This window comes from Tolypothrix sp. PCC 7712, assembly GCF_025860405.1.
In the GTDB taxonomy this organism is placed as follows: domain Bacteria; phylum Cyanobacteriota; class Cyanobacteriia; order Cyanobacteriales; family Nostocaceae; genus Aulosira; species Aulosira diplosiphon.
Window position 1 is genome coordinate 1399674 of sequence record NZ_CP063785.1, and the last position, 19316, is coordinate 1418989.

A 19316-nucleotide genomic window follows, 5' to 3' on the forward strand; every position below is an offset into this window, starting at 1 on the left:
CTCAAAATTAGAAAATCCTATTTTTTGTCTCTAAACTATCATCAACTATCTCAAACCCTTATTGCTACGTTGAGCGAAGACATATAAGCAATCTTTGAAAGCCTTGTACAGACTGGGTTATAAATTTACGGACAAGTCTAATGATTTACTATCAGCGATCGCTTTAGCTGATGCTTTGACAGAACTCAATAATCGCCGTGCTTTGGAATGGGACTTACCCAGACAAATTCAAAGAGCCCGTGAACATGGGCTTCTTTTGAGTTTAATTATTTTAGATATAGATGACTTTAAAAAAGTTATTGATACACATGGTCATGTATATGGTGGCAGTACATTGCAGTTGCTGTCTATCCGTCTGAAGCACAATCTGCGCTTTCAGGATACTCCATTCGTGTATGGTGGTGATGAATTTGTGGTTCTTTTAGCTAATACTACTGGTGAAGAAGCATTAATTGTCGCACGCCGTCTGAATCGCATAGTTAACGAACAACCATTTGTGATTAATAATCATCAGGCTATTAATGTCACCATTAGTTTAGGTACTGCCTGCCTGCAAAACAATGATGATGAGCAAGGTACCAGCCTATTGGATCGTGCCGATCAATGTCTACTAGAAGCTAAAGCTACTGGAAGAAATAAAGTGATTGGCTGGGACTTATCCGATGTCTCCTATCTCAAAGCTGCTTCTTCGTGACGCTTGATTGGGGGGATAAGGGGGACATATCAATTCAAAATTCAAAATTGGGAAGAGGGTGGACAGGCAAACCAATGCTTAATGAATAATTGTAGCTAACTGTTGACCTGAGAGACTTTCAGCGTTTTTTGAATTACTGTCACTGAGTAGAATTCTCAAAGGAGCTTGCGAAGTGAACTTGAGGCTTTGACCCCCCAATATTTAGCTTACCACCACTCGTGAGAGTTTAGAAAAAAGCGGATTTTGTCAATCAGCTAAAATACTCAAAATGAATAAAAGTGCAATCACTCTAACCTCTTATGAGTGGGTAGCTGCTTTGATGTCCAACTCATCTCTTACTGCTGGAACACCTTATGTGCAGACAACTTTTCAAACAGCTTCTAATATGGAGTAATATCATTATCTAAGTAAATAAGTATGGATATCGATAGAGAACTAACTTTAGAGGAAAAAAGCACTAACGCCGAAACCTGGCAGCATATTTTTCTAGTGCAAAAGCTCTTAGCCAAAATGCAGGTAGAGCTTATGAAACGGCAATTCACGCACGACCAAAGTAAGCTTCGCTCACCTGAAGTGGAAGCGTTTACTGAAGTTACTCATAAGCTAAAAGGACTCACTTATGGAAGCTTGGAATACCAAGAAAATCTTAGAGAGATAAAATCAGCTCTAAAACACCACTACTCCGTAAATAGACACCACCCAGAGTTCTTTAAAAACGGAATTGAGGGCATGAACCTTATTGACCTGATGGAGTTACTTTGTGATTGGTACGCTGCCAGTAAACGCCATGATGATGGAGATATTCATAAGAGCATCGAGATTAGTGTAGAACGTTTTGGGCTTTCACCACAACTTGTTGCAATTCTGAATAACACCATCCCCTTAATGGAAGATATGTTTGAAGGTTTGCATACACAAGCTGACATCTAAATTTATATGAGAGCATTCTCTTGTCTTTTCAAGACCAGATTCGTGACGTTTCTTCTGATCGATAAGACTTAAATAAGTAGCACTAATTTATCACTACTTTAACTCTTTTCACGCCGATGATTCGCCCGTACTGACGCAAGACACAATCCATGTAGTGAACTCCTTTATAGGCTGAATTTTCTGTAGCAGAATGTCCTCTTCCTGCAGGATGTCCTAAATCATTTTCTATTTCAGCTTCAGCTCCTTCATTTCTTACTGTCCATTCAACCGTTACATAAGGTGGAAGGGAACTAGTATTTACCAATTTAAAGGTAATAGAGCAATTTTTTGGAATTGGCCCAATAGAATCGATACCACTCCAGTTGTTAGTTCGTTGTGATAAAGGTTTTTTGCGTTCTGCGGTGACAAAAATTGTAGGCGTAAATACTTGACGGAGCAATGAATCTTGCCGTGACTCTGAAAACTTCACGATTTCTTCTCTGGCTTCTGGTAATGGGAAGAAATGTTTGTATACTGTGCTCCATATGTCAGCCGCTTCAACTTCTGTCTTCGCATTCAGAGCCTGTTGAGCAAGAGTAGCGAATTGTTCTATATGCTTCTTTAACGCAGTGATGCCATTTTTCCCAAGACGATCGGACATAATTTCTGCGTGATTGACTGGATTATACACCGTTGAATCTTGTGTAAGTCGAGCTAATATTAACCTAAGAATTCCAGTCAGTGCATTATCATCACTTGATCGTTCTTCTTCACTGAGTAACTCATAAGATTCTGTAACTAAGACAGTTAATAAAATTGCAGAAGGTTTTCCTTCTCCTTCTTTCAGGTTAAGAATCCCCCATGCTTTTAAATAACGAATGAGACGGCGTACATTATGACGAATATCCTCATCTGGAAATTGTTGTTTAAACCATACATAAATTGCTTTTGGATCACTTTCTTCCCACTCATCTTCTTCAGTCGCTAACGCCCTTGCATCGCGTGAATTATCTAAATGATACGTGGGTACATCAATATGAAAGTCGCCTTCATAGTGAATCCGATTACACCGCATTTTAGGAGACGCTACTTTTTTAATATCATTTTGATGTTGCCTATAAGCCTCCATACATTCTTGCACCATTTTCTTTAATTGCAAGGGAGAAAACTCACCATCATGAGGTTCACCTTGCCATTGAAAATATATTCCTAAATCAATATCAAACTCATCGCCATTAAAAAGTGGACGTAACTGAGTCTTAAATTTATAAGATCCTTGTAGCCACGAGTAAATTGAGTAGCCACTTATTATTTTTAATTCAGCTTTCAAATAATCTGCAAGTTCATTCCATCGTTGTTTTTGTGCTTCTTTTTGTTCATTGCTAGGAGTAATACGTCTATGAAGTGTTTGCTTCTCTGTCGAAGAATTATAAAACAATGATGCGGTAATTCCCATAAAATTATAAATTATTTGAGTTTCGATGAGATCCGTAATAAAAATAAGGAGTAGGTGGTGTGTGCTGGAGCATTCTGCGGAGTACTGGACTTGAAATTGATTCTCGCAACGCAGCACTTGCTAAACCTTTAATAGTGGATTGAGCCGCAGAAGTTGCAACGTCAAGTCCTAGATCACCTTCCTGGGCTTTTGATTGAGCTGAGTCAATCCGGAAATAGCGATCACCTAATTTGTGGGTGAGCATAAATTCTGTCAATTTCTGTTGCGAGGAGAGGATGACAGACATTAGTCGTGTGTCGTAAAACCAATCTAGGATTCCTAAATTTCGACCAGTACTATGAGAGAAAGAAAATTGTGAAGTAGTAGTTCCAATACTCAAAATAGACACCTGCGTTGTAGGCACTTTAAAGAAGTACTCTGCTTCGTGAAGTGCTACGGCATCAGGCATATTAGCACAGAGTCCGCCGTCAGTGAACAGTTCATCTCCAACCTGTGCTAAAGGAAAAAATGTGGGTGCTGCTGATGTGGCTAAAGCTACATCATGAACCCTAATGCGGTGATCTCGTTCAAATCGCTCGTGATGGGGTGTTTTGAACACTTGAGGTCTTCCCTTGGTCAAATTGATAGTAGGGACAACAATTGGGTGTTTGAGATCGCCTATGAGTGTCGCAGGATCAATGAACTCATGTAACGCATTCCGTAACCCGTCATGCTTATACTTAGGGTTGAAAAGCGCACGTCCAAGGTCAATCATTTTACCAAATGTTGAACGTGGTACAGGCCTTGCGGAAAATATACTCTGCCCATGCTTTTCAAATGCATGTAATATTGTCGTAGCGGGAACTTCTAACGCTAAACTTAGTGCCACAATGCCACCAATTGAAGTCCCTGCTAAAAGGTCAAAGCATTGTGCTATGGGCTTGCCAATTCTTTCTTCCAACTCACATAACACTACAACTTGGTAAAGACCAAGATATCCTCCTCCGCTTAAGGAGAGAATTTGAAAATTATTTGCGTGCTCCATCGGTAAAACCTAAAAATGAATGTGCTACTATTTGAGACTACGTTTTCTTAGAGGATGTAAAAAAGCTATCTCAGTGTAAGGTGTGAATAGAAAGAACACAGCACCGAGAGAGTAACATGAGTAAAGCATACCCCAGTAATTTGACTGATGCCCAATATGAATTTATCAGTGAACAGAATTCATCAAATTTACCAATGGCTAAAAAATAACGGTAGATACTGCTTGGCGTTGGGAATAGGAAAGAGTTCTAAAATATGCCAATAGTTGAGAGCTTTGGGTTACTGCTTCTCTTTTAGCTCAAGGGATAGCGCCGCATCATTTCGCCTACTTCCACTGCCTCCCCATCCAGCGTATACACGAACCCTCCAGACATTGCAAGTGCAATCCTCTGCTTCCTCACCCACTCAAACCAAGCACTCACATCCGATGTCACCACATTCTTGCCCTTAGCCCCACTCTTGCAGCTGTTGATAAATAAGCCAGTCGGATTATCACACCATCCCTCGTGAATTCCTTCCTTCACTCGTGCGATCGCTCCGGCGACATTCGCCCAATATTTCTTCACCACTCCCAAACACGGCTCTGGGTTAATCCGGAGTCGCCGTAACTCTGTGCAAACCTCAGCAATCTCGTGTTTGCTAGGCTTATACGTACTTGAACCGACTTTGACTTCTGCCTCGGAAAACTCGTCCTCATGAGGGTCTATCTCCCCCGTTGAGTTATCTTGTTCAATTTCATCAACAAAGCGAGTAATCTGGGGTTGTTCTGGTTCTGGTGCTTGGCGAACTGGCTCATATTCGCTTTCTTCTACTCCTTCATCCTTTACTTCCCCAACAGCAGTGTTTTGTTGTGGTTTAGAAGTTTCAGGATCTGATCTATGGTGTTGTTCTGCATTGAATTCTGAAGGTTCAGTTTTGCACTTGCCAGGTTCCAATAGACGATTCAGTACATCAAAGTGTAATTTATACTGCCATGTTCGATCCTGACCGTTACCAGGATTTTTCTGTTTTTCAATAATACCCATTTCCTCAAGGCGAGCGATCGCACTCCTAATGACATGAAGACTATGTTCACCCATTAGGTCAGCGTAAATTCTCTTGAGTGGCTGGTAAACCCAAGGAGTGCGGTGATTTTTGAGCTTCCACTTTGTCCAATGTCGGAAATACTCAATCAGCTTGGCCGCACAGAAGTTACCAGTAATATCCAGATATTCCCGCCGCAATATCACCAGCACAGATGCTTTTTCGGTAGAGACAACAGCACTCATCTTCTACCTCCTACATGCGGACGAAAAGTTAGATTAATTCTTGTGCCAACCAATTTCTTGGTTTTGGGAACTTGATGTAGATGTGTGGACTGACAACCAGGGTGCATGATCAGCAAACTCCCATGTTCCAGCCAAAAATCAGTCGGCTTGCCCCCGATGAGCTTTATCTGAAACTTCCGCTCCGCTCCTAAACTTACAGATGCGATGGCTGGATTAACACCCATCGACGATTCATTATCTGCGTGCCAGCCAATAGAATCCTGGCCGCTCCTGTATTGATTGCCGATAACTATGTTGAATTTGTAGCCAGTCAGTGAAGTAATTCTGTCCCTCAACTGGCCCAGAACTTCTGTCCAAGGCAGGGGTTTCAGTAGCACGCTCTTGGAATACAAATACTCACAACCTTTGTCACCATAAATGCATTCTAGCCGGGGCACAAGTAAAGTTTTACCCACCATTTTGATTTGATTCTGCTGCCATTGCAGTCCAAGGCAGTGCTGATATAGTTCGTTCGCTTCTTGTTTGCTAAGGAACTCTGGATAATAAGTGACTGGTAAAACTCTTGTGGGTTCATTAAAAAGGGACATCTGTATCATCTTGTTCTCCTTTTAACCATAGTTGTTTCAATGCTTCTTGTTTCGCTGCTTCTAACTTTTCTTTCTCCTGGGCTGATGACTCACCGACGAGCTGCTCAAATTCCGCCCGTTGTCGTTGCTTCAATTGCTCAGTAGTCACAGGAGGTAATGCCAGTTGCTCATTTGTCCCTTGCTGGGAAGGACGGAAGTTACGACGGCGGAAGATGTAGCGGAAATGGCGTTTGTCCTGTGGGGGAAGCTTTCGCCATACTTCTTCATTCCAGCCTGGGGGTATGAAGTCAGCAGATGGTGGCAGAAGGTTTTGAATTTGGGATTGGAGGTTAGCGATCGCTTTACCTTGGGCTGCTATTTTTTGCTCTAATTCGACAACCCGCAACTCGACTGCGTTTGATAACGCTAGCTTTGCTTTTTCAAATGCTTTGACCAAATGCCGCTTGCACTGCCTAACCTGTTCGGTGTTACGACTGTAGGTCATTAACAAAGTTGCTTGGGGTTCAGTCAGTAGAGCATATTTTACGGAATTGCTTGCCCCAACTGAATTTGTGACAGTCTCCGTTTCAAACGCGACCTGTCCCCAGTCCTCTTCTATCTCCTCAATATACTTAGTTAACGTTGCCAAAAAGTTTTTATGCTGGATACCTAACTCTTGAGCTATTAACCGCGAATCAACAACTAATACACCTTCATGTTGAATAACATTGAGACTGGACATATCTCCTCCAGTTTTAAAGCATTACTTGGGAGCGGCATTGCACTGATACCGCTATCTAAATTTGTTAATTTGAGTGAGCAGCAGTGGAATTGCTGCCCACAGTTGGTTTTAAGCTATTACCAATTTTTGACCCTGGGCTGTACCAGAAAGAAGCGATCGCCATTCTCTAGGGCTGAGGTGTTCAAGTAGTCGATATCCCAAATATTCATCAGCTGCGCTCTCGGACAACGACTGCACAGCATCTGCTGCCGAGTTACAGGGTATGCATTGATTTTCCTGTGCTGCACGTATGACCCACCAGCGACCATCAGTGCATCCGACTTCGCCAAGCTTTACATCATTGTGGTAAATGCCATCGTCAAGCATTTCAAACCCATACTTTTCACACGCGCTGAAAATCTCAGCCATGATTTCGTTACCAGTAGCAGAAGAGGCGGGGGAGCAGGGGAGCAGAGGAGCAGGGGAGAAAGATTCTTGCCCCTCCGCCCCTCTGCACCTCAGCCCCTCCGCTTCTTCTTCTAGCTGCTCTTGCAATGGAAGCTTGCTTTGCTGGTACTGTTGTTTGATGTAGCTGTGGCATCTAGCAGGACTGATGTCTCGGAAGATCTCAATACTGTTAATCATTACCCGCCAGTACAAATTCTGGTAATTGCCGTGGTCGTAGCTAATGCTAGCTACCAATTCATCCCCAACAAATGCCTCTTGGTCATAAAACGAAATTTCTAAAATTGTTGGGGCTTCTGGTACTTCAATTTCACTTTGTGGGTTAAGTTTTCCATCAACAGAAGAAGTCAGAAATCGGAAGTCGGAAGTCGGAGGTAATTTACTTTCGTCTTCTATGTGCGAAATTCCAACTTTATCTTCAGAGCATTTTTCCACTTCCGACTTCCGACTTACTACTTCCGACTTATCTTTGTGCTGCCATTCGATGAATCTTTGGCATCGGGCGATTGTGGTATCCCGGAAAATCTCTTCACCATTCACCATGACTACCCAAGGTTGTGTAACAAACTCGTCATAGTCGTAGGCGATGTAAGCGACCAGTTGCTTGAGCGCGTACACTTCGTAGTGGTAGCAGTTGATTTCTACTGTAGTCAGTTGAGGGGCTATGGCTTCGGCTTGGTCTGTGATGTACTGGTCGAGTTCGGCTTGGGCTATTGCTTGTTCGTCAGGGTTAGCATCAACGACTGTCTCAACTCTGATTGCCTGATACTCAGCGATCGCGCTCATCCAAGCATCCTTGCACCGCTTGTCAAATACCTCAACTGTGCAGCCGACTTCACAATAGATTTGCTTGAGCCGAGCTATGGATTTGTGTTGCAGCTGTTGATGGCTATAAGTTGTATATGTCATGATTGATGAGTCTCTAAAAGGACAGAAGGCGCTCAAGATTCGCAGTCGGGAGCGCTTTCTTTATTTATATGGTAGCACTACTTTAATGCTACTTAAACATTTTTATTATGCTAAGGTAGCGTTACCCTCATGCTATAATGAAGGGAGTATAGTTTTGGAGTAGTGCTATGGTGTTATCGGTGGTTACAGCCAAAAAGCGAATGTCGCTTTATTTGGATGAGGCATTAAAGTCTGACTTGGAACGGTTAGCCAAGATTCGGAAGCGTTCTCTATCAAATTTGATAGAAGTTATTTGCGAAGAAGAGCTAGAACGCGCTAGGAAGAGTGGAGAATTAAAGGATGCATGACTTTAAGTCATCAATCTTTACGCTGTAACTTCATTTCAGCAGCAGTAGAAACTGTAAATAGTAGGTCATATTTACATAAATTGAGGCAAACAGATACTAGATACTCTAATGGAACCGACTTTGAGTAAATTAGAGCTAATTTCAGTATTAGTATGGTTAACACCTAATGAGGAGGCATTATAAGTCAATGAGCAGAAATATTTACCGTCATTGCCAGCAAAATGACATTTAGCAGAGCAATATAAAATCCTTGTGATTGCTACCCTGCTGGAAGGCTCCGCCTACATTCTGCTCTCCTTCCCCTACAAAGACACTAGGCGAGCGGAAACGCTTGAGAGCGAACACTCCATTCGCACATTTGTGTAACTACTTAAGTATTTTTGTTCCTGCTCAAATTAACGTATCAATCTTGCCATCACTTGAGCTAGAAGAGGTGGATGAATGGACAACCCACCCCGTAAGCGCAAAAAAGCCACCTCTACATCCAGTGACTTACAACCAGCAGTTAACCCACAAAATAGCTCTCCTCAGGACAATCAGGATTTAGTAACCATCGATGTTCCTGCTGTTGAAGTTCCAGAATTAACTCCAGAAGAACAGAGCGATCGCTTGCACCTGGAGCGAAAAGTCGAGAGGGCATTTTTTGAGGCAGGTAAGGCATTGGCAGAATTGCGCGATCGCAGACTCTATCGCTCCACTCATCGCACATTTGAGGACTATTGCCGCGATAGATTTGGGCATAGTCGGCAACAGTCGAATTATTTGATTGCCGCAGCTGGTGTTTACGAAAATCTGACAACCATTGGTTGTCAAAATGTGGAGAATGAAAATTTGACAACCATTTGTTGTCAAATTCTGCCCACGAATGAGCGTCAAGTCCGCCCACTCACTAAGCTAGAACCCCAACAGCAACAGGAAGTTTGGCAACAGGCTGTAGAAGAAGCTGGCGGTAAAGTACCGACTGGTAAAATCGTCAAAGATGTCGTGCAGCGCATTATGGAACGCACCCAAGTACTCAACAGCTACCAGTTGGGTGAAGTCTGCCAAATCTTAGCAAAGGACAATCCCGAACTCAGGGGCAAAGGCGGTTGTTGGGCAATTGTCGCTCAAGTGAATAACTTCAGTTGCACCGTGAGGAATTGGGATGGTGAACTGACGGTGGGGCTGAAGCATCTCAAGTCTTACGAATACTTACCTGAGGATTGTCAGCAGATGCAGGAGATATGCGAGCGTATTTCACGGGTGTATTCCAGTGGGCTGGAGGAATCGGTGCAGAAGTTTTTGGAGTCGCTGGGGAAGCTGAAGCGGGCCTATATTACTGCTGTGGAAGAGAAGCGAACAATCACTACATTTATTTTCTCTCCCCAGAGTGACGGAAGAGCGCTCAACTCTTGAGCAAGCGAGACTTGGAAACCATCAAAAGAGCCGCTATACTTCATAATTAGACAAAAACTGAACCTGTAGATGGATTCCTCACCTGTAGCTGATGATGCCTCATTGTTAACCAGAATCGCTAAACATGACCAAACTGCTCTTTCTCAACTCTACGATCGCTATGCCAAGATAATTTATGCTGTGGCATTTAAAAGTCTGAGATCGGTTGAGGAAAGTGAAGAAGTAGTCCTAGATGTTTTTGCTCAAGTCTGGCGAATAGCTGAAAACTATGATTTGGCTAAAGGCAGAGCAGATACTTGGCTATTTGTGCTAACGCGCAGCCGGATTTTGGATCGCCTGCGAAAGCACCAGCGCAGTCAATCTTCTTCTGCAATCTCGACTGAGCTTTTAGAGATCCAAATCCCAGATCAGAGCGTAGATCCTATTGAGGAGGTATTGCAGGGCGAGCGTCGAGCGAGCGTGTTATCAGCATTGAAACTACTGCCACCAGAACAACGTCTAGTGATTGAATTAGCTTACTATCAAGGTTTAACCCATAGTCAAATAGCAACTCAGACACAGATGTCTTTAGGCACAGTTAAAACCAGAATTCGGTTAGGCTTAAATAAGTTGAAGTCTGCCCTTGATGTTGAAGTCTAGGTATAGGTTTAAAAGTAAAAGGTTTGTTAAAGGCTAAATCTGCTCATGAGTTTTGAAAACCACTGTTTCTGTGAATTAGCTCCATTGTATGTGCTGAATCTACTGAGTGAGCCAGAAAGGCTATGGGTTGAGCAACAGTTGGCAGAATGTCCAGAATTAGCTGAGGAACTAGCCCAATACGAGATAGCAGCAACAGCGATTCCATATAGTACGCCTGTTGTGCCAATGGCAGAGGATTTGAAAGACCGATTATTTGCTCGCTTAGAGTTGGAACCTCTGGAGTCTCATCCCCAGGAGATTCCAAATGCAGACAATATCCTATCTTCATATCTAGCAGTAAGATCGCAAGATGTGCAATGGCAACCTCACCGTGTCCCTGGTGTAGAAACTGCCATTTTTCATACCGATCCCATCAAGCGGGAGATTGTTGGGGTTTTGCGGGCTGCTCCTGGGGCGCATTACCCCATGCACCGTCATGCAGCGATTGAGGAAATCTATATGCTAACTGGCGATTTGGTTGTTGGAGATGAGGTTTATCACACAGGGGACTACATTCGCTCCCAGCCAGGATCGGTTCATGGGCCCCATACAATCGGGGGCTGTATGTTCTTTTTCCGCACTTCAATGGATGATGAATATCTTGGTTTTGCGTCAGATGAGGCTTAAAAAAAGCAAAAGGGCAGGGCATAGGGAAAATACTCTCTTTATCTCCTGGTTCTGCGTTGAAAAAATCTTTCGATCAAGTTCTGCTTTTATAGATCCAAATCAGATTGCTCGACGTATATATCTTTTAGATGAACAGCTGAGTCTGCAAGAGCAATAGTCAAATGCTATTTGCTCTCTACGAAGCTGTAGAGAATTTGCTATGAAATTACCTCTTGAGATATTTCTTCTGAAGTAGGGACAGTTTTGCCTTGGCTGTTCTCTAATCATCATCTGTAAATTCAACATGACATCATCTCAAAGACACTAAATTATGGATTTTCAAAGCGCTTTAACTAAAAAATCCTCACGTCGCTCAATCTTCTCTCGCCGTGAGGTGGTGGTAAGTGGAGCAATAGCTGGTGTGGCTGGTGCATTGGGCTTACCTCTGCTTGCCCAAAAAGCAGAGGCTAGCTCAAGCTCTGCTGAACAAAATGATATAAAAATTCTCAATAATGCTCTTTACTACGAGCATCAAGCTATTTGGGCTTATAGTTTTGCAGCTGGCAAGTTAACTAATACTGATGTAGGTAAAACGGTTCTAGCTTTAGCTCTTCGCAACCAAGCAGATCATAAAAAACATCGGGATGCTTTGGCAACCACTGTCTCCAGTCTGGGTGGAACTCCAGTAAAAGCAGAGGCTAGTTATGATGTTTCGTCTTACATCAAAAAAGGTGAGGGCAACATAGATAGTGATGTCAACATTGCAAAATTGGCTTTAGCTTTGGAAATAGATGCAGCGATCGCTTACACTCTGGAAGCTGCCAAGCTCAAAACACCCAAACTAGTTACTGTCGGAGCGAGTATTGGCACCACTGAATCTGCCCACGCTGCTGCTATTCGTGCAACTTTCAGAGCACTGGGTGTGGGTATTGAAATTGTGCCTGCTGCTTTTGTGAGTGTAGAAAATCGTGATGCTTGGATATTGAAGGTCTAGTGCAAAAAGGCAACTAAGTTATACCAATTCAAAATTCGTCTTCTCCCAAAGGGAGAGGCTACGCCAAGAAAAGTTTCCTACGGCGGAAAACCGCTCCGGGTACTCCTACGGAGAAGCAAGCTACGGCAGTCTACCCGGCGGTAGAGCCGCACGTGTGGCTGCACTCACCGCCTACAGAAATTTCCGCAAAATTCACGCATTGCATTAACAAATCCTTATTTAACAAGGTTTCTGAAGTTGGATCTGTTTCAAACTTTTAGCGAATTGGTATTACACAGAAGAAAGTATATACAGTGAGGTTTTAACATTTTTTAATTAGATAGCTATTGCCGACCCCCCACTGATTGATTCTGACGAATGTATTCTTCTTCAATCAGCAACCTTGTTTTGAGGGACGCTCGCTACCAACATTCCCCTAAATTTATAGCTAAATAAATACTTGAAATCAGGAGTTTTAAAATGCTAAATTTCAGCCCTCGATGGAGTGGTTTAGCCTTAGCGATCGCTGGCATACTTTTCGGTACTTTTATGTTCTTTCATCCATCAAATGATGCTCAAGGAGCTATGAATCCTCTGTGGACACCAGTTCATGTAATGTGGTTTGTATCCTATCTGCTGATTTTGTTAGGCTTGAATGCCTTTCCAGTAAATCTAGGTGATGAGGTGGGAAGATTGGGTTTTACAGCTTACTTACTCTCTTTCTTGGGTACTGCTCTATCACTGCCAATAGCTGTTTGGGACTCTTTTATTGTTCCTTATCTTGCCGTTCATGCTCCAGAAATGATTGAGCAAATTGAGGAGTCATCATTAGAAACGCCTGTATTGACCTTTCGGATTGTCTTTTTCCTCACGGTAATTACCTTTTCATTAGGCTTTCTGCTTCTAGGTGTATCGCTTCTGCGTATGCACTTGCTGTTGCGTGTAGCGGGTGGATTATTAATGATTGGTGCGCCGCTATTTTGGATGGGAGCGATCGTATTTAGTAAAGGTTCACTGAGTAACGTCGTCACGATTATCGGAGCAGTATTTTTTGGCGCAGGACTAGTATTGCTTGGCTATTGTTTATGGTCAAAATTTGAAAAACTGGTAGCTACAGCATCAAGCATCAGATAAATTGCTGCAATATCAGTTTGTAACTAATACCACATGACATAAATAGAGCATTCATTTTAAATCAATAAAACTCTAACTTTATGGGAATTACCAATTACGAATTACTATGCGATCGCCTATATCTCAATCTTCAATTCTCTGGCGACAAGTCTGGGGCTTGGCAGCGTTAATAGCAGCTATCATTTTTAGCTGGATGGCTTATGGTTTCTATCAACCCAGAATTTTAGAAAAACTTGGCTTTGCAGGTATTGCTAGTAGTTTGGGAGTCCTGCAAGGACTACTAGGAGCAGTGGTAGAACCTTATTTTGGGCGAATTTCCGACCGAGTGATGCGGCGAGTTGGTTCTCGTCTGCCGATGATTGCCGTTGGCGTAACCTTGGCAGGTACGATCTTTGTGGTGGTATCGCTGTTGCTTGGGGGCGAGTTACCAAACGGTTTGCGCTGGTTAATTCCTGTGCTAATGACTATATGGGTCATTGCTATGATTGTGTTTCGTGGCCCTGCCATTGCCTTGCTGATGCAGTTTGCACCTAGTGCCGAATTACCTAAAGCTACTACCATTCTGGTCTTAGTCTTTGGATTGGTAGGAGCAGTTGGGCCTTTATTGGGTAACTTGATTCAACATTTGGGGGCATCACTGACATTTCTGTTGGGAGCTGTTGTTTTGATAGTTGGGGCATTGCTTCTATGGTCAGCAAAACCTCAATATACTCTGCCTATAGAGGAAAGTTATCAACCATTACCATCTTTTTTACGTTCGGTGCTAATTTTTGGTGTAGGTTTAGGCGCAGGTTTAGAAGTGAACCTGCTACTGAGACTTTTTCCTGTTTTACTACACAAGATACTGCCGAGCATTGGAGCAGAGTATATTAGCTCTGCTATTTTATTGGTGTCTGGCTTGAGTGGACTTTTCTTAGAGCGATTGATTTTGCGATTGGGTGTTAAAAAGGCGATGAAAATGAGTTTAGGTGCGATCGCCGCTGTTATGGGACTGGCCCTACTAACTCATTACAGTATACTTGCAATGGGATTAGTTGTTGCCTTTGGAGTAACCCTTGGTCTTTTGTTTACCAGTCAAATTCCCTTTGCTCTTTTCATAGTTCCTCCCGCGTGGGCAGGTTTAGGAACAGGATTGTACTTTGGTGGTATGGGTGCGGCTACTGCTTTGATTTCACTGCTGCAACAATACAACGGAATAGCTCCTGTAATCGGGTTTTTTGGGAGTGCAATCGCCGCTTTGATTGCAAATTCTTGTCTCAATGCCATCAAAAACGTTTGAGAAACTCTGATGTCATTAATTTAGGAGTATAACTATCATGTCAACCATATCAACACAGGCGATCGCTACGTTGATTGCTAATTACTTTGCAGCTACACGAGCAATGGATGTAGAAGCTTGGTTAGAGACATTTGCAGAAGATGCAATTGATTACGATCCGGTAGGTGGTGCTGTTTTAGAAGGACATACGGCAATTCGCCAGTTTTTCTTGAGTATTGCCGGAATGTTTGAAACTGTGGGACTGACTGAAGAGTTTGTGCATATTGTGGACAATGAAGTTGCTGTCAAATGGACGGGACGCGGTATTGGGAAAAACGGTCATGAGGTCATATTTGAAGGCATTGATATATTTGAAATCAATGCTGCTGGTAAGATTCAAACACTACGAGCTTACTGGAATCCAGAGGTAGCGATCGCTGCATTACAAAGGTAATTTAGTGTCTACTCAACTTTATTATGTGTATAACCTCTGGATTTAACTTCAATTGGGCAATCTACAGGTGCTAATTTATCGCTGCAATTTTCTTATCCCCCTCCCCAGCATTGAAAGACTAGGAATTTAATGATAGTCTAAAATGCATAACAGTGGAAAAAATTGCTTTTTTTGACTACCTAAAAATATTCCATAAAAATATCAAACTTTTTGTCTGCAAGATGCAGGCAAAGACGTATTGATAACCGAAAACGGTACACTTTACACTATCGGTTTTTATGCCAGCAAAATTTTACATTCAGACAGAGTGGGCAACTGGTTTTCTTCACTAAAAGTAGGCAGTTATATGTCCTACACAAGTTGCGTGTCTGGAAGATGAGCAAATAGCTGGTCAATAATTACTGGCTAGTTGAGATATTTAGAAAAAATTCATTGTCTTTGACATTACTGACTAATTTTGAGAGTAAAGTTTTTGCTTTCATGTCAATATTCCCTGAAATTGGGAACTATAAAACGAAGAACAAAGCCAGATTTTTTTCTTCTGCTCATACCTGTTGAGTGTCTTATTCGACTGGTAATCTTTTAGATGTTTTCTAGTTTTATTTCCATACATCAAAACTATCAGGAGCAAATATGCAAGCAGCGAACGTAACTCTGGGAATTCCCAACTTCAACACTATGAATACCCAGGATTATATTGAACTAGAACAGCAATATGGTGCTGATAATTACCATCCTTTAGATGTAGTCATTACCAAAGGAGAAGGTGTATGGGTATGGGATATAGAAGGTAAAAAATACCTGGATTTTCTTTCGGCTTATTCAGCATTAAATCAGGGTCATTGTCATCCCAAAATTCTTCAAGCAATGATAAAACAAGCTCAACAAGTTACACTGACTTCCAGAGCTTTTCGTAATGACCAATTAGGAAGATTTTATCAAAAGCTTTCTGAGATTTCTGGTTTACCTAAAGTACTACCCATGAATTCGGGAGCCGAAGCCGTGGAAACGGCTATCAAAGCCATTCGTAAATGGGCTTATAAAGTAAAAGGCATACCAGAAAATCAAGCAGAAATTATAGTTTGTAGTAATAATTTTTCTGGACGCACTATTAGTTTAATCAGTTTCTCTACAGAAGAACAATATCAAGATGGATTTGGGCCTTTAACCACTGGGTTTAAAGTTATCCCTTTTGGTGATGCTAAGGCATTAGAAAAAGCAATTACTCCTAACACTGCGGCATTTTTGGTAGAACCAATTCAGGGTGAGGGAGGTATTATTGTTCCGCCTCATGGGTTTTTAAAGCAAGCTGAACAAATCTGTCGCCATCATCATGTCTTATTGGTCTTTGATGAAATCCAAACGGGCTTGGGAAGAACAGGTAAAATGTTTGCCCATCAATATGAGGATGTTAAGCCAGATGGCATAACTGTAGGTAAAGCTTTATCTGGTGGATTTTATCCCATTTCTGCGTTTATTTCGACAGAGGAAGTGATGGGTATATTTCAACCAGGGGATCATGGTAGTACCTTTGGGGGAAATCCTTTAGCTGCTGCTATTGGCATTGCCGCACTTGATGTTCTTATAGAAGAAGAATTATCAGAAAAAGCCTTAAAACTAGGGGAATATTTTATAGAGAAATTACAATCAATTAAGAGTTCATATATCAAAGAAGTACGCGGCAAAGGTTTATTAATTGGCATGGAATTGTATCCTGAAGCTGGTGGTGCAAGGCGTTTTTGTAAAGCTTTAGCTAAAGAGGGATTATTAGCTAAAGAGACTAGAGATAATGTCATTCGTTTTGCTCCACCCTTAGTTATTTCCCAAGATGAAATAGATTGGGCATTAGAGAAAATTGAGCGAGTTTTGACAACCACTGGTTAGTTTGGCACAAATTGAGTTTTGCGGGGTGGTTGATAGTGTTTGAGAAGTCATTAATAGCAAAATTGAACAATCGTCTCATCCAACTTATGAGTATCTGGGAATTGTACGTCAAATTGAATAAAAGACGGCAATCAGATCCCGGTTTGTCCTGGTATGACCACTGCGAAGCACCTAGTACGTTGGCAGAATTTGCCTTCTAGTTGTGTAAGTAGACCGGATGATTTTAATTTTCAATAAAAAGGACAATCTACCATGAATCGTGAAGAACTTTTGCAAGAGACCGTGCAACCAATTGACATTAAAGCTTTTGATGTTGTTGGCTTGGTGGAAGCAATGAGTAAGACAGCTTTCCAAGCTCGAAATTTGGGGCGGGCAGCGAAAATTTACGATGCAATGCTGCAAGATAAAGAATGCACGATTATTCTGTGTTTAGCTGGGTCTTTATTTAGTGCTGGACTGAAGGGAATAGTCCACGATTTAATTACTCACAATATGGTAGATGCAATTGTTTCTACCGGAGCTAACATTGTTGACCAAGATTTCTTTGAAGCGTTGGGTTATCGTCATTATGTCGGCGATCCCTTTGCTGATGATGAGGTGCTAAGACAGCAACGCATAGACCGCATATATGACACCTATATTGATGAGGATCAACTGCGGGTATGTGATATGACTATTGCCGAAATCGCCGAAGGGTTAGAGAAACGTCCCTATTCTTCACGAGAATTTATTCAGGAAATGGGGGCTTATTTGGAACGTCGGGGAAACTATGGTCAATCTGTGGTGCAAGCCGCTTATCAACACCAAGTACCAATTTTTGTCCCTGCTTTTAGTGACTGTTCGGCTGGGTTTGGTTTAGTGCATCATCAATGGAATTCCCCAGAATCTCATGTGACGATTGACTCAGTGAGAGACTTTCGGGAGTTGACCCAGTGTAAACTAGCTTCTAATTACACTGGCTTGGTAATGATTGGTGGCGGTGTACCGAAAAACTTTGCTCAGGATACGGTGGTAGCTGCGGAATTGCTGGGATTTGAAACGAGTATGCACAAGTATACAATTCAAGTCACTGTCGCTGATGAGCGCGATGGTGCTTTATCTGGTTCTACTCTTAAAGAGGCTCATTCTTGGGGGAAGGTAGATAAAGCTACTGAACAGATGGTTTTTTCTGAGGCGACTGTGGCTTTACCATTAATTGCGGGGTATGCCTATGGTAAAGGTAATTGGCGCGATCGCCAACCACATCATTTAGCTGAGTTGTTCACCAAACCTCAACCCAAGGTAGCAACTGTGTAGAGATTTTTAGGGGGTAAATTTACCCCCTGTCCCATGACAAACATAACTTGAATATTAGCTATAGCTTGTTGTGTTACCCTTCATCTTGGCAACAAGATGAAGTTTGTATTTATCTCTTGTGTCAGATAACACAAATAAGTGTTCAACTTATGGTAGAAATTGTTTGTTTTTCTGGTGTAAATTCTTTGATTTTTTTACGTAACTCTTTGTATCGTTAGGAAGACGATGATTATATAAAGTTTTTTTAAGATGGGAGGCGACATAGATAAAGTACAAACACGAAATCAAAAAGGCGACGAATTATGCAAGAAATCAAAGAAGTAAAAGGAAGCCAGGATTTACTTCCAGAAATTAAAGAGCCTTACTATTACGCTGGTACTCGTTGGAGATGGGGTTTCCAACCAAGTGCAGAGATTTGGAACGGACGCTTGGCGATGATTGGTTTCTTTGCAACTGCACTGTTTGAAATCCTTAATAAAGATGGGCTTCTTGGAGGACTGTTTTGGGGATTTTTCCAATAAAAAAGTAATGCTGCTCTATATTACTGGATTGTAGAATCACAAAAATCCTCATCTTTCAGAGAATTTAGTTTAAACAAATATGCTCAAATATTGCGCTCTATTAATGATATTAACTCTCATGAATAGAGCGTAAAAATTTTATTAGTTTATCCTCATCTGGATATTCCCACACTCTGTTTTGACACTAAATTTTAAATCTATTAAATGAATTGTCTAGATTGAAATTTAAACTCACTTTATGAATATACTTGTGAACTATTTTGAACCTTTTCTGATAACCACTGATACCAACTCTCTAACCCAGTTCCAGTTAACGCTGAAACTTGAAAAACCTGAATTTGAGGATTAACCTGCTGGGCATATTCTATGCAACGCTGAACGTCAAACTGCACATGAGGTAGTAAATCAATTTCAATTGAATAAATTTACTTGAAGTCTTGGTCATAACAGCCAGGACTTCTTTAATGTCATGAAATCTTAAAATAAAAGTGGCTGTTAACTAAAACTCTATCTTGTATTATTTTCCTGATTATGATGTACAATGGGTCGATAAGTCGGTTCTAGTGGGGAACAGCCACTAGAGGAAACGGGGAAAGTCCGGTGCGAATCCGGCGCTGTCCCGCAGCTGTAATCAAGGTTTACCTTGTGAGTCAGAATGCCCGCCGAAGTTGACTTGTAAATTTTGTACATCTGCGAGGCACGGATGATTTATTACATGGCGATCGCTAAATCTGATATTTTGAAAGCACCGCACATTAA

The 19316-nt window shown here is 41.8% G+C and carries 19 protein-coding genes, 2 pseudogenes and 1 riboswitch; of the genes and pseudogenes, 14 read left to right on the forward strand and 7 right to left on the reverse strand.

What is annotated here, in order from left to right:
* Positions 1-136: 136 nt before the first annotated feature.
* From HGR01_RS05500 to HGR01_RS05510, 3 genes and pseudogenes are all read left to right on the forward strand, one after another.
* Positions 137-694 (forward strand): annotated as a pseudogene (locus tag HGR01_RS05500) (GGDEF domain-containing protein); the annotation flags it as partial.
* A 268-nt stretch (positions 695-962) separates the two neighbouring features.
* Positions 963-1088: a hypothetical protein gene (locus HGR01_RS05505; RefSeq protein ID WP_255325177.1), complete on the forward strand. Its 126-nt coding sequence runs from the start codon at positions 963-965 to the stop codon at positions 1086-1088.
* A gap of 23 nt (positions 1089-1111) precedes the next feature.
* Complete coding sequence (locus HGR01_RS05510) at positions 1112-1624, forward strand: DUF5662 family protein (RefSeq protein WP_052335131.1); 513 nt, start codon at positions 1112-1114, stop codon at positions 1622-1624.
* Between the two features lie 82 nt (positions 1625-1706).
* Here HGR01_RS05510 and HGR01_RS05515 read toward each other — a convergent pair whose 3' ends face one another.
* From HGR01_RS05515 to HGR01_RS05540, 6 genes are all read right to left on the reverse strand, one after another.
* Positions 1707-3059: a CBASS cGAMP synthase gene (locus HGR01_RS05515; protein ID WP_045869401.1), complete on the reverse strand. Its 1353-nt coding sequence runs from the start codon at positions 3057-3059 to the stop codon at positions 1707-1709.
* Between the two features lie 4 nt (positions 3060-3063).
* Entirely contained in the window at positions 3064-4083 is a 1020-nt protein-coding gene (locus HGR01_RS05520; protein ID WP_045869400.1) for a CBASS cGAMP-activated phospholipase, read from the reverse strand.
* Positions 4084-4375: 292 nt separating this feature from the next.
* Positions 4376-5350 carry a hypothetical protein gene (locus tag HGR01_RS05525; protein WP_081583955.1) on the reverse strand — a complete coding sequence of 325 codons (975 nt, stop codon included), beginning with the start codon at positions 5348-5350 and terminating at the stop codon, positions 4376-4378.
* Positions 5347-5937 (reverse strand): alpha-ketoglutarate-dependent dioxygenase AlkB family protein, encoded by a 591-nt coding sequence (locus HGR01_RS05530; RefSeq protein WP_263420052.1) that lies wholly within the window; start codon positions 5935-5937, stop codon positions 5347-5349. Before HGR01_RS05530 ends, HGR01_RS05525 begins: the two co-directional genes overlap by 4 nt.
* A complete protein-coding gene (locus tag HGR01_RS05535) occupies positions 5924-6658 on the reverse strand; it encodes a Rha family transcriptional regulator (RefSeq protein WP_052335130.1) in 735 nt (244 codons plus the stop codon). The genes HGR01_RS05530 and HGR01_RS05535 overlap by 14 nt, the downstream gene beginning before the upstream one ends.
* 108 nt (positions 6659-6766) lie before the next feature.
* Positions 6767-8011 carry a hypothetical protein gene (locus tag HGR01_RS05540; RefSeq protein WP_052335129.1) on the reverse strand — a complete coding sequence of 415 codons (1245 nt, stop codon included), beginning with the start codon at positions 8009-8011 and terminating at the stop codon, positions 6767-6769.
* 167 nt (positions 8012-8178) lie between these two features.
* Here HGR01_RS05540 and HGR01_RS05545 point away from each other — a divergent pair, with 167 nt between their 5' ends.
* From HGR01_RS05545 to HGR01_RS05595, 11 genes are all read left to right on the forward strand, one after another.
* Positions 8179-8358, forward strand: a complete 180-nt coding sequence (locus tag HGR01_RS05545) for a ribbon-helix-helix domain-containing protein (protein WP_045869398.1) — start codon at positions 8179-8181, stop codon at positions 8356-8358.
* A gap of 441 nt (positions 8359-8799) precedes the next feature.
* Positions 8800-9753 carry a hypothetical protein gene (locus HGR01_RS05550; RefSeq protein ID WP_045869397.1) on the forward strand — a complete coding sequence of 318 codons (954 nt, stop codon included), beginning with the start codon at positions 8800-8802 and terminating at the stop codon, positions 9751-9753.
* A gap of 69 nt (positions 9754-9822) precedes the next feature.
* Positions 9823-10392 (forward strand): RNA polymerase sigma factor, encoded by a 570-nt coding sequence (locus HGR01_RS05555; RefSeq protein WP_045869396.1) that lies wholly within the window; start codon positions 9823-9825, stop codon positions 10390-10392.
* A 45-nt stretch (positions 10393-10437) separates the two neighbouring features.
* A complete protein-coding gene (locus HGR01_RS05560) occupies positions 10438-11058 on the forward strand; it encodes a cupin domain-containing protein (RefSeq protein WP_045869395.1) in 621 nt (206 codons plus the stop codon).
* Between the two features lie 310 nt (positions 11059-11368).
* Positions 11369-12031, forward strand: coding sequence for a ferritin-like domain-containing protein (locus HGR01_RS05565; protein WP_045869394.1), 663 nt, complete (start codon positions 11369-11371; stop codon positions 12029-12031).
* Between the two features lie 459 nt (positions 12032-12490).
* On the forward strand, positions 12491-13144 hold the full coding sequence (locus HGR01_RS05570; RefSeq protein WP_210403077.1) for a hypothetical protein: 654 nt from the start codon (positions 12491-12493) through the stop codon (positions 13142-13144).
* A gap of 106 nt (positions 13145-13250) precedes the next feature.
* On the forward strand, positions 13251-14423 hold the full coding sequence (locus HGR01_RS05575) for an MFS transporter (RefSeq protein WP_045869393.1): 1173 nt from the start codon (positions 13251-13253) through the stop codon (positions 14421-14423).
* Between the two features lie 37 nt (positions 14424-14460).
* Positions 14461-14856, forward strand: a complete 396-nt coding sequence (locus HGR01_RS05580) for a nuclear transport factor 2 family protein (RefSeq protein WP_045869392.1) — start codon at positions 14461-14463, stop codon at positions 14854-14856.
* Between the two features lie 633 nt (positions 14857-15489).
* Positions 15490-16740 carry an ornithine--oxo-acid transaminase gene (gene rocD / locus HGR01_RS05585; RefSeq protein WP_081583954.1) on the forward strand — a complete coding sequence of 417 codons (1251 nt, stop codon included), beginning with the start codon at positions 15490-15492 and terminating at the stop codon, positions 16738-16740.
* Between the two features lie 252 nt (positions 16741-16992).
* Positions 16993-18036, forward strand: a complete 1044-nt coding sequence (locus HGR01_RS05590) for a 1,9-bis(guanidino)-5-aza-nonane synthase (RefSeq protein WP_045869391.1) — start codon at positions 16993-16995, stop codon at positions 18034-18036.
* A gap of 302 nt (positions 18037-18338) precedes the next feature.
* Entirely contained in the window at positions 18339-18557 is a 219-nt protein-coding gene (locus HGR01_RS05595) for a chlorophyll a/b-binding protein (RefSeq protein ID WP_045869390.1), read from the forward strand.
* A gap of 236 nt (positions 18558-18793) precedes the next feature.
* Here the strand turns inward: HGR01_RS05595 and HGR01_RS05600 are convergent.
* A pseudogene (locus HGR01_RS05600) lies at positions 18794-18970 on the reverse strand (hydrogenase accessory protein HypB); the annotation flags it as partial.
* A gap of 125 nt (positions 18971-19095) precedes the next feature.
* Positions 19096-19239, forward strand: a riboswitch (cobalamin riboswitch).
* Positions 19240-19316 lie beyond the last annotated feature (77 nt).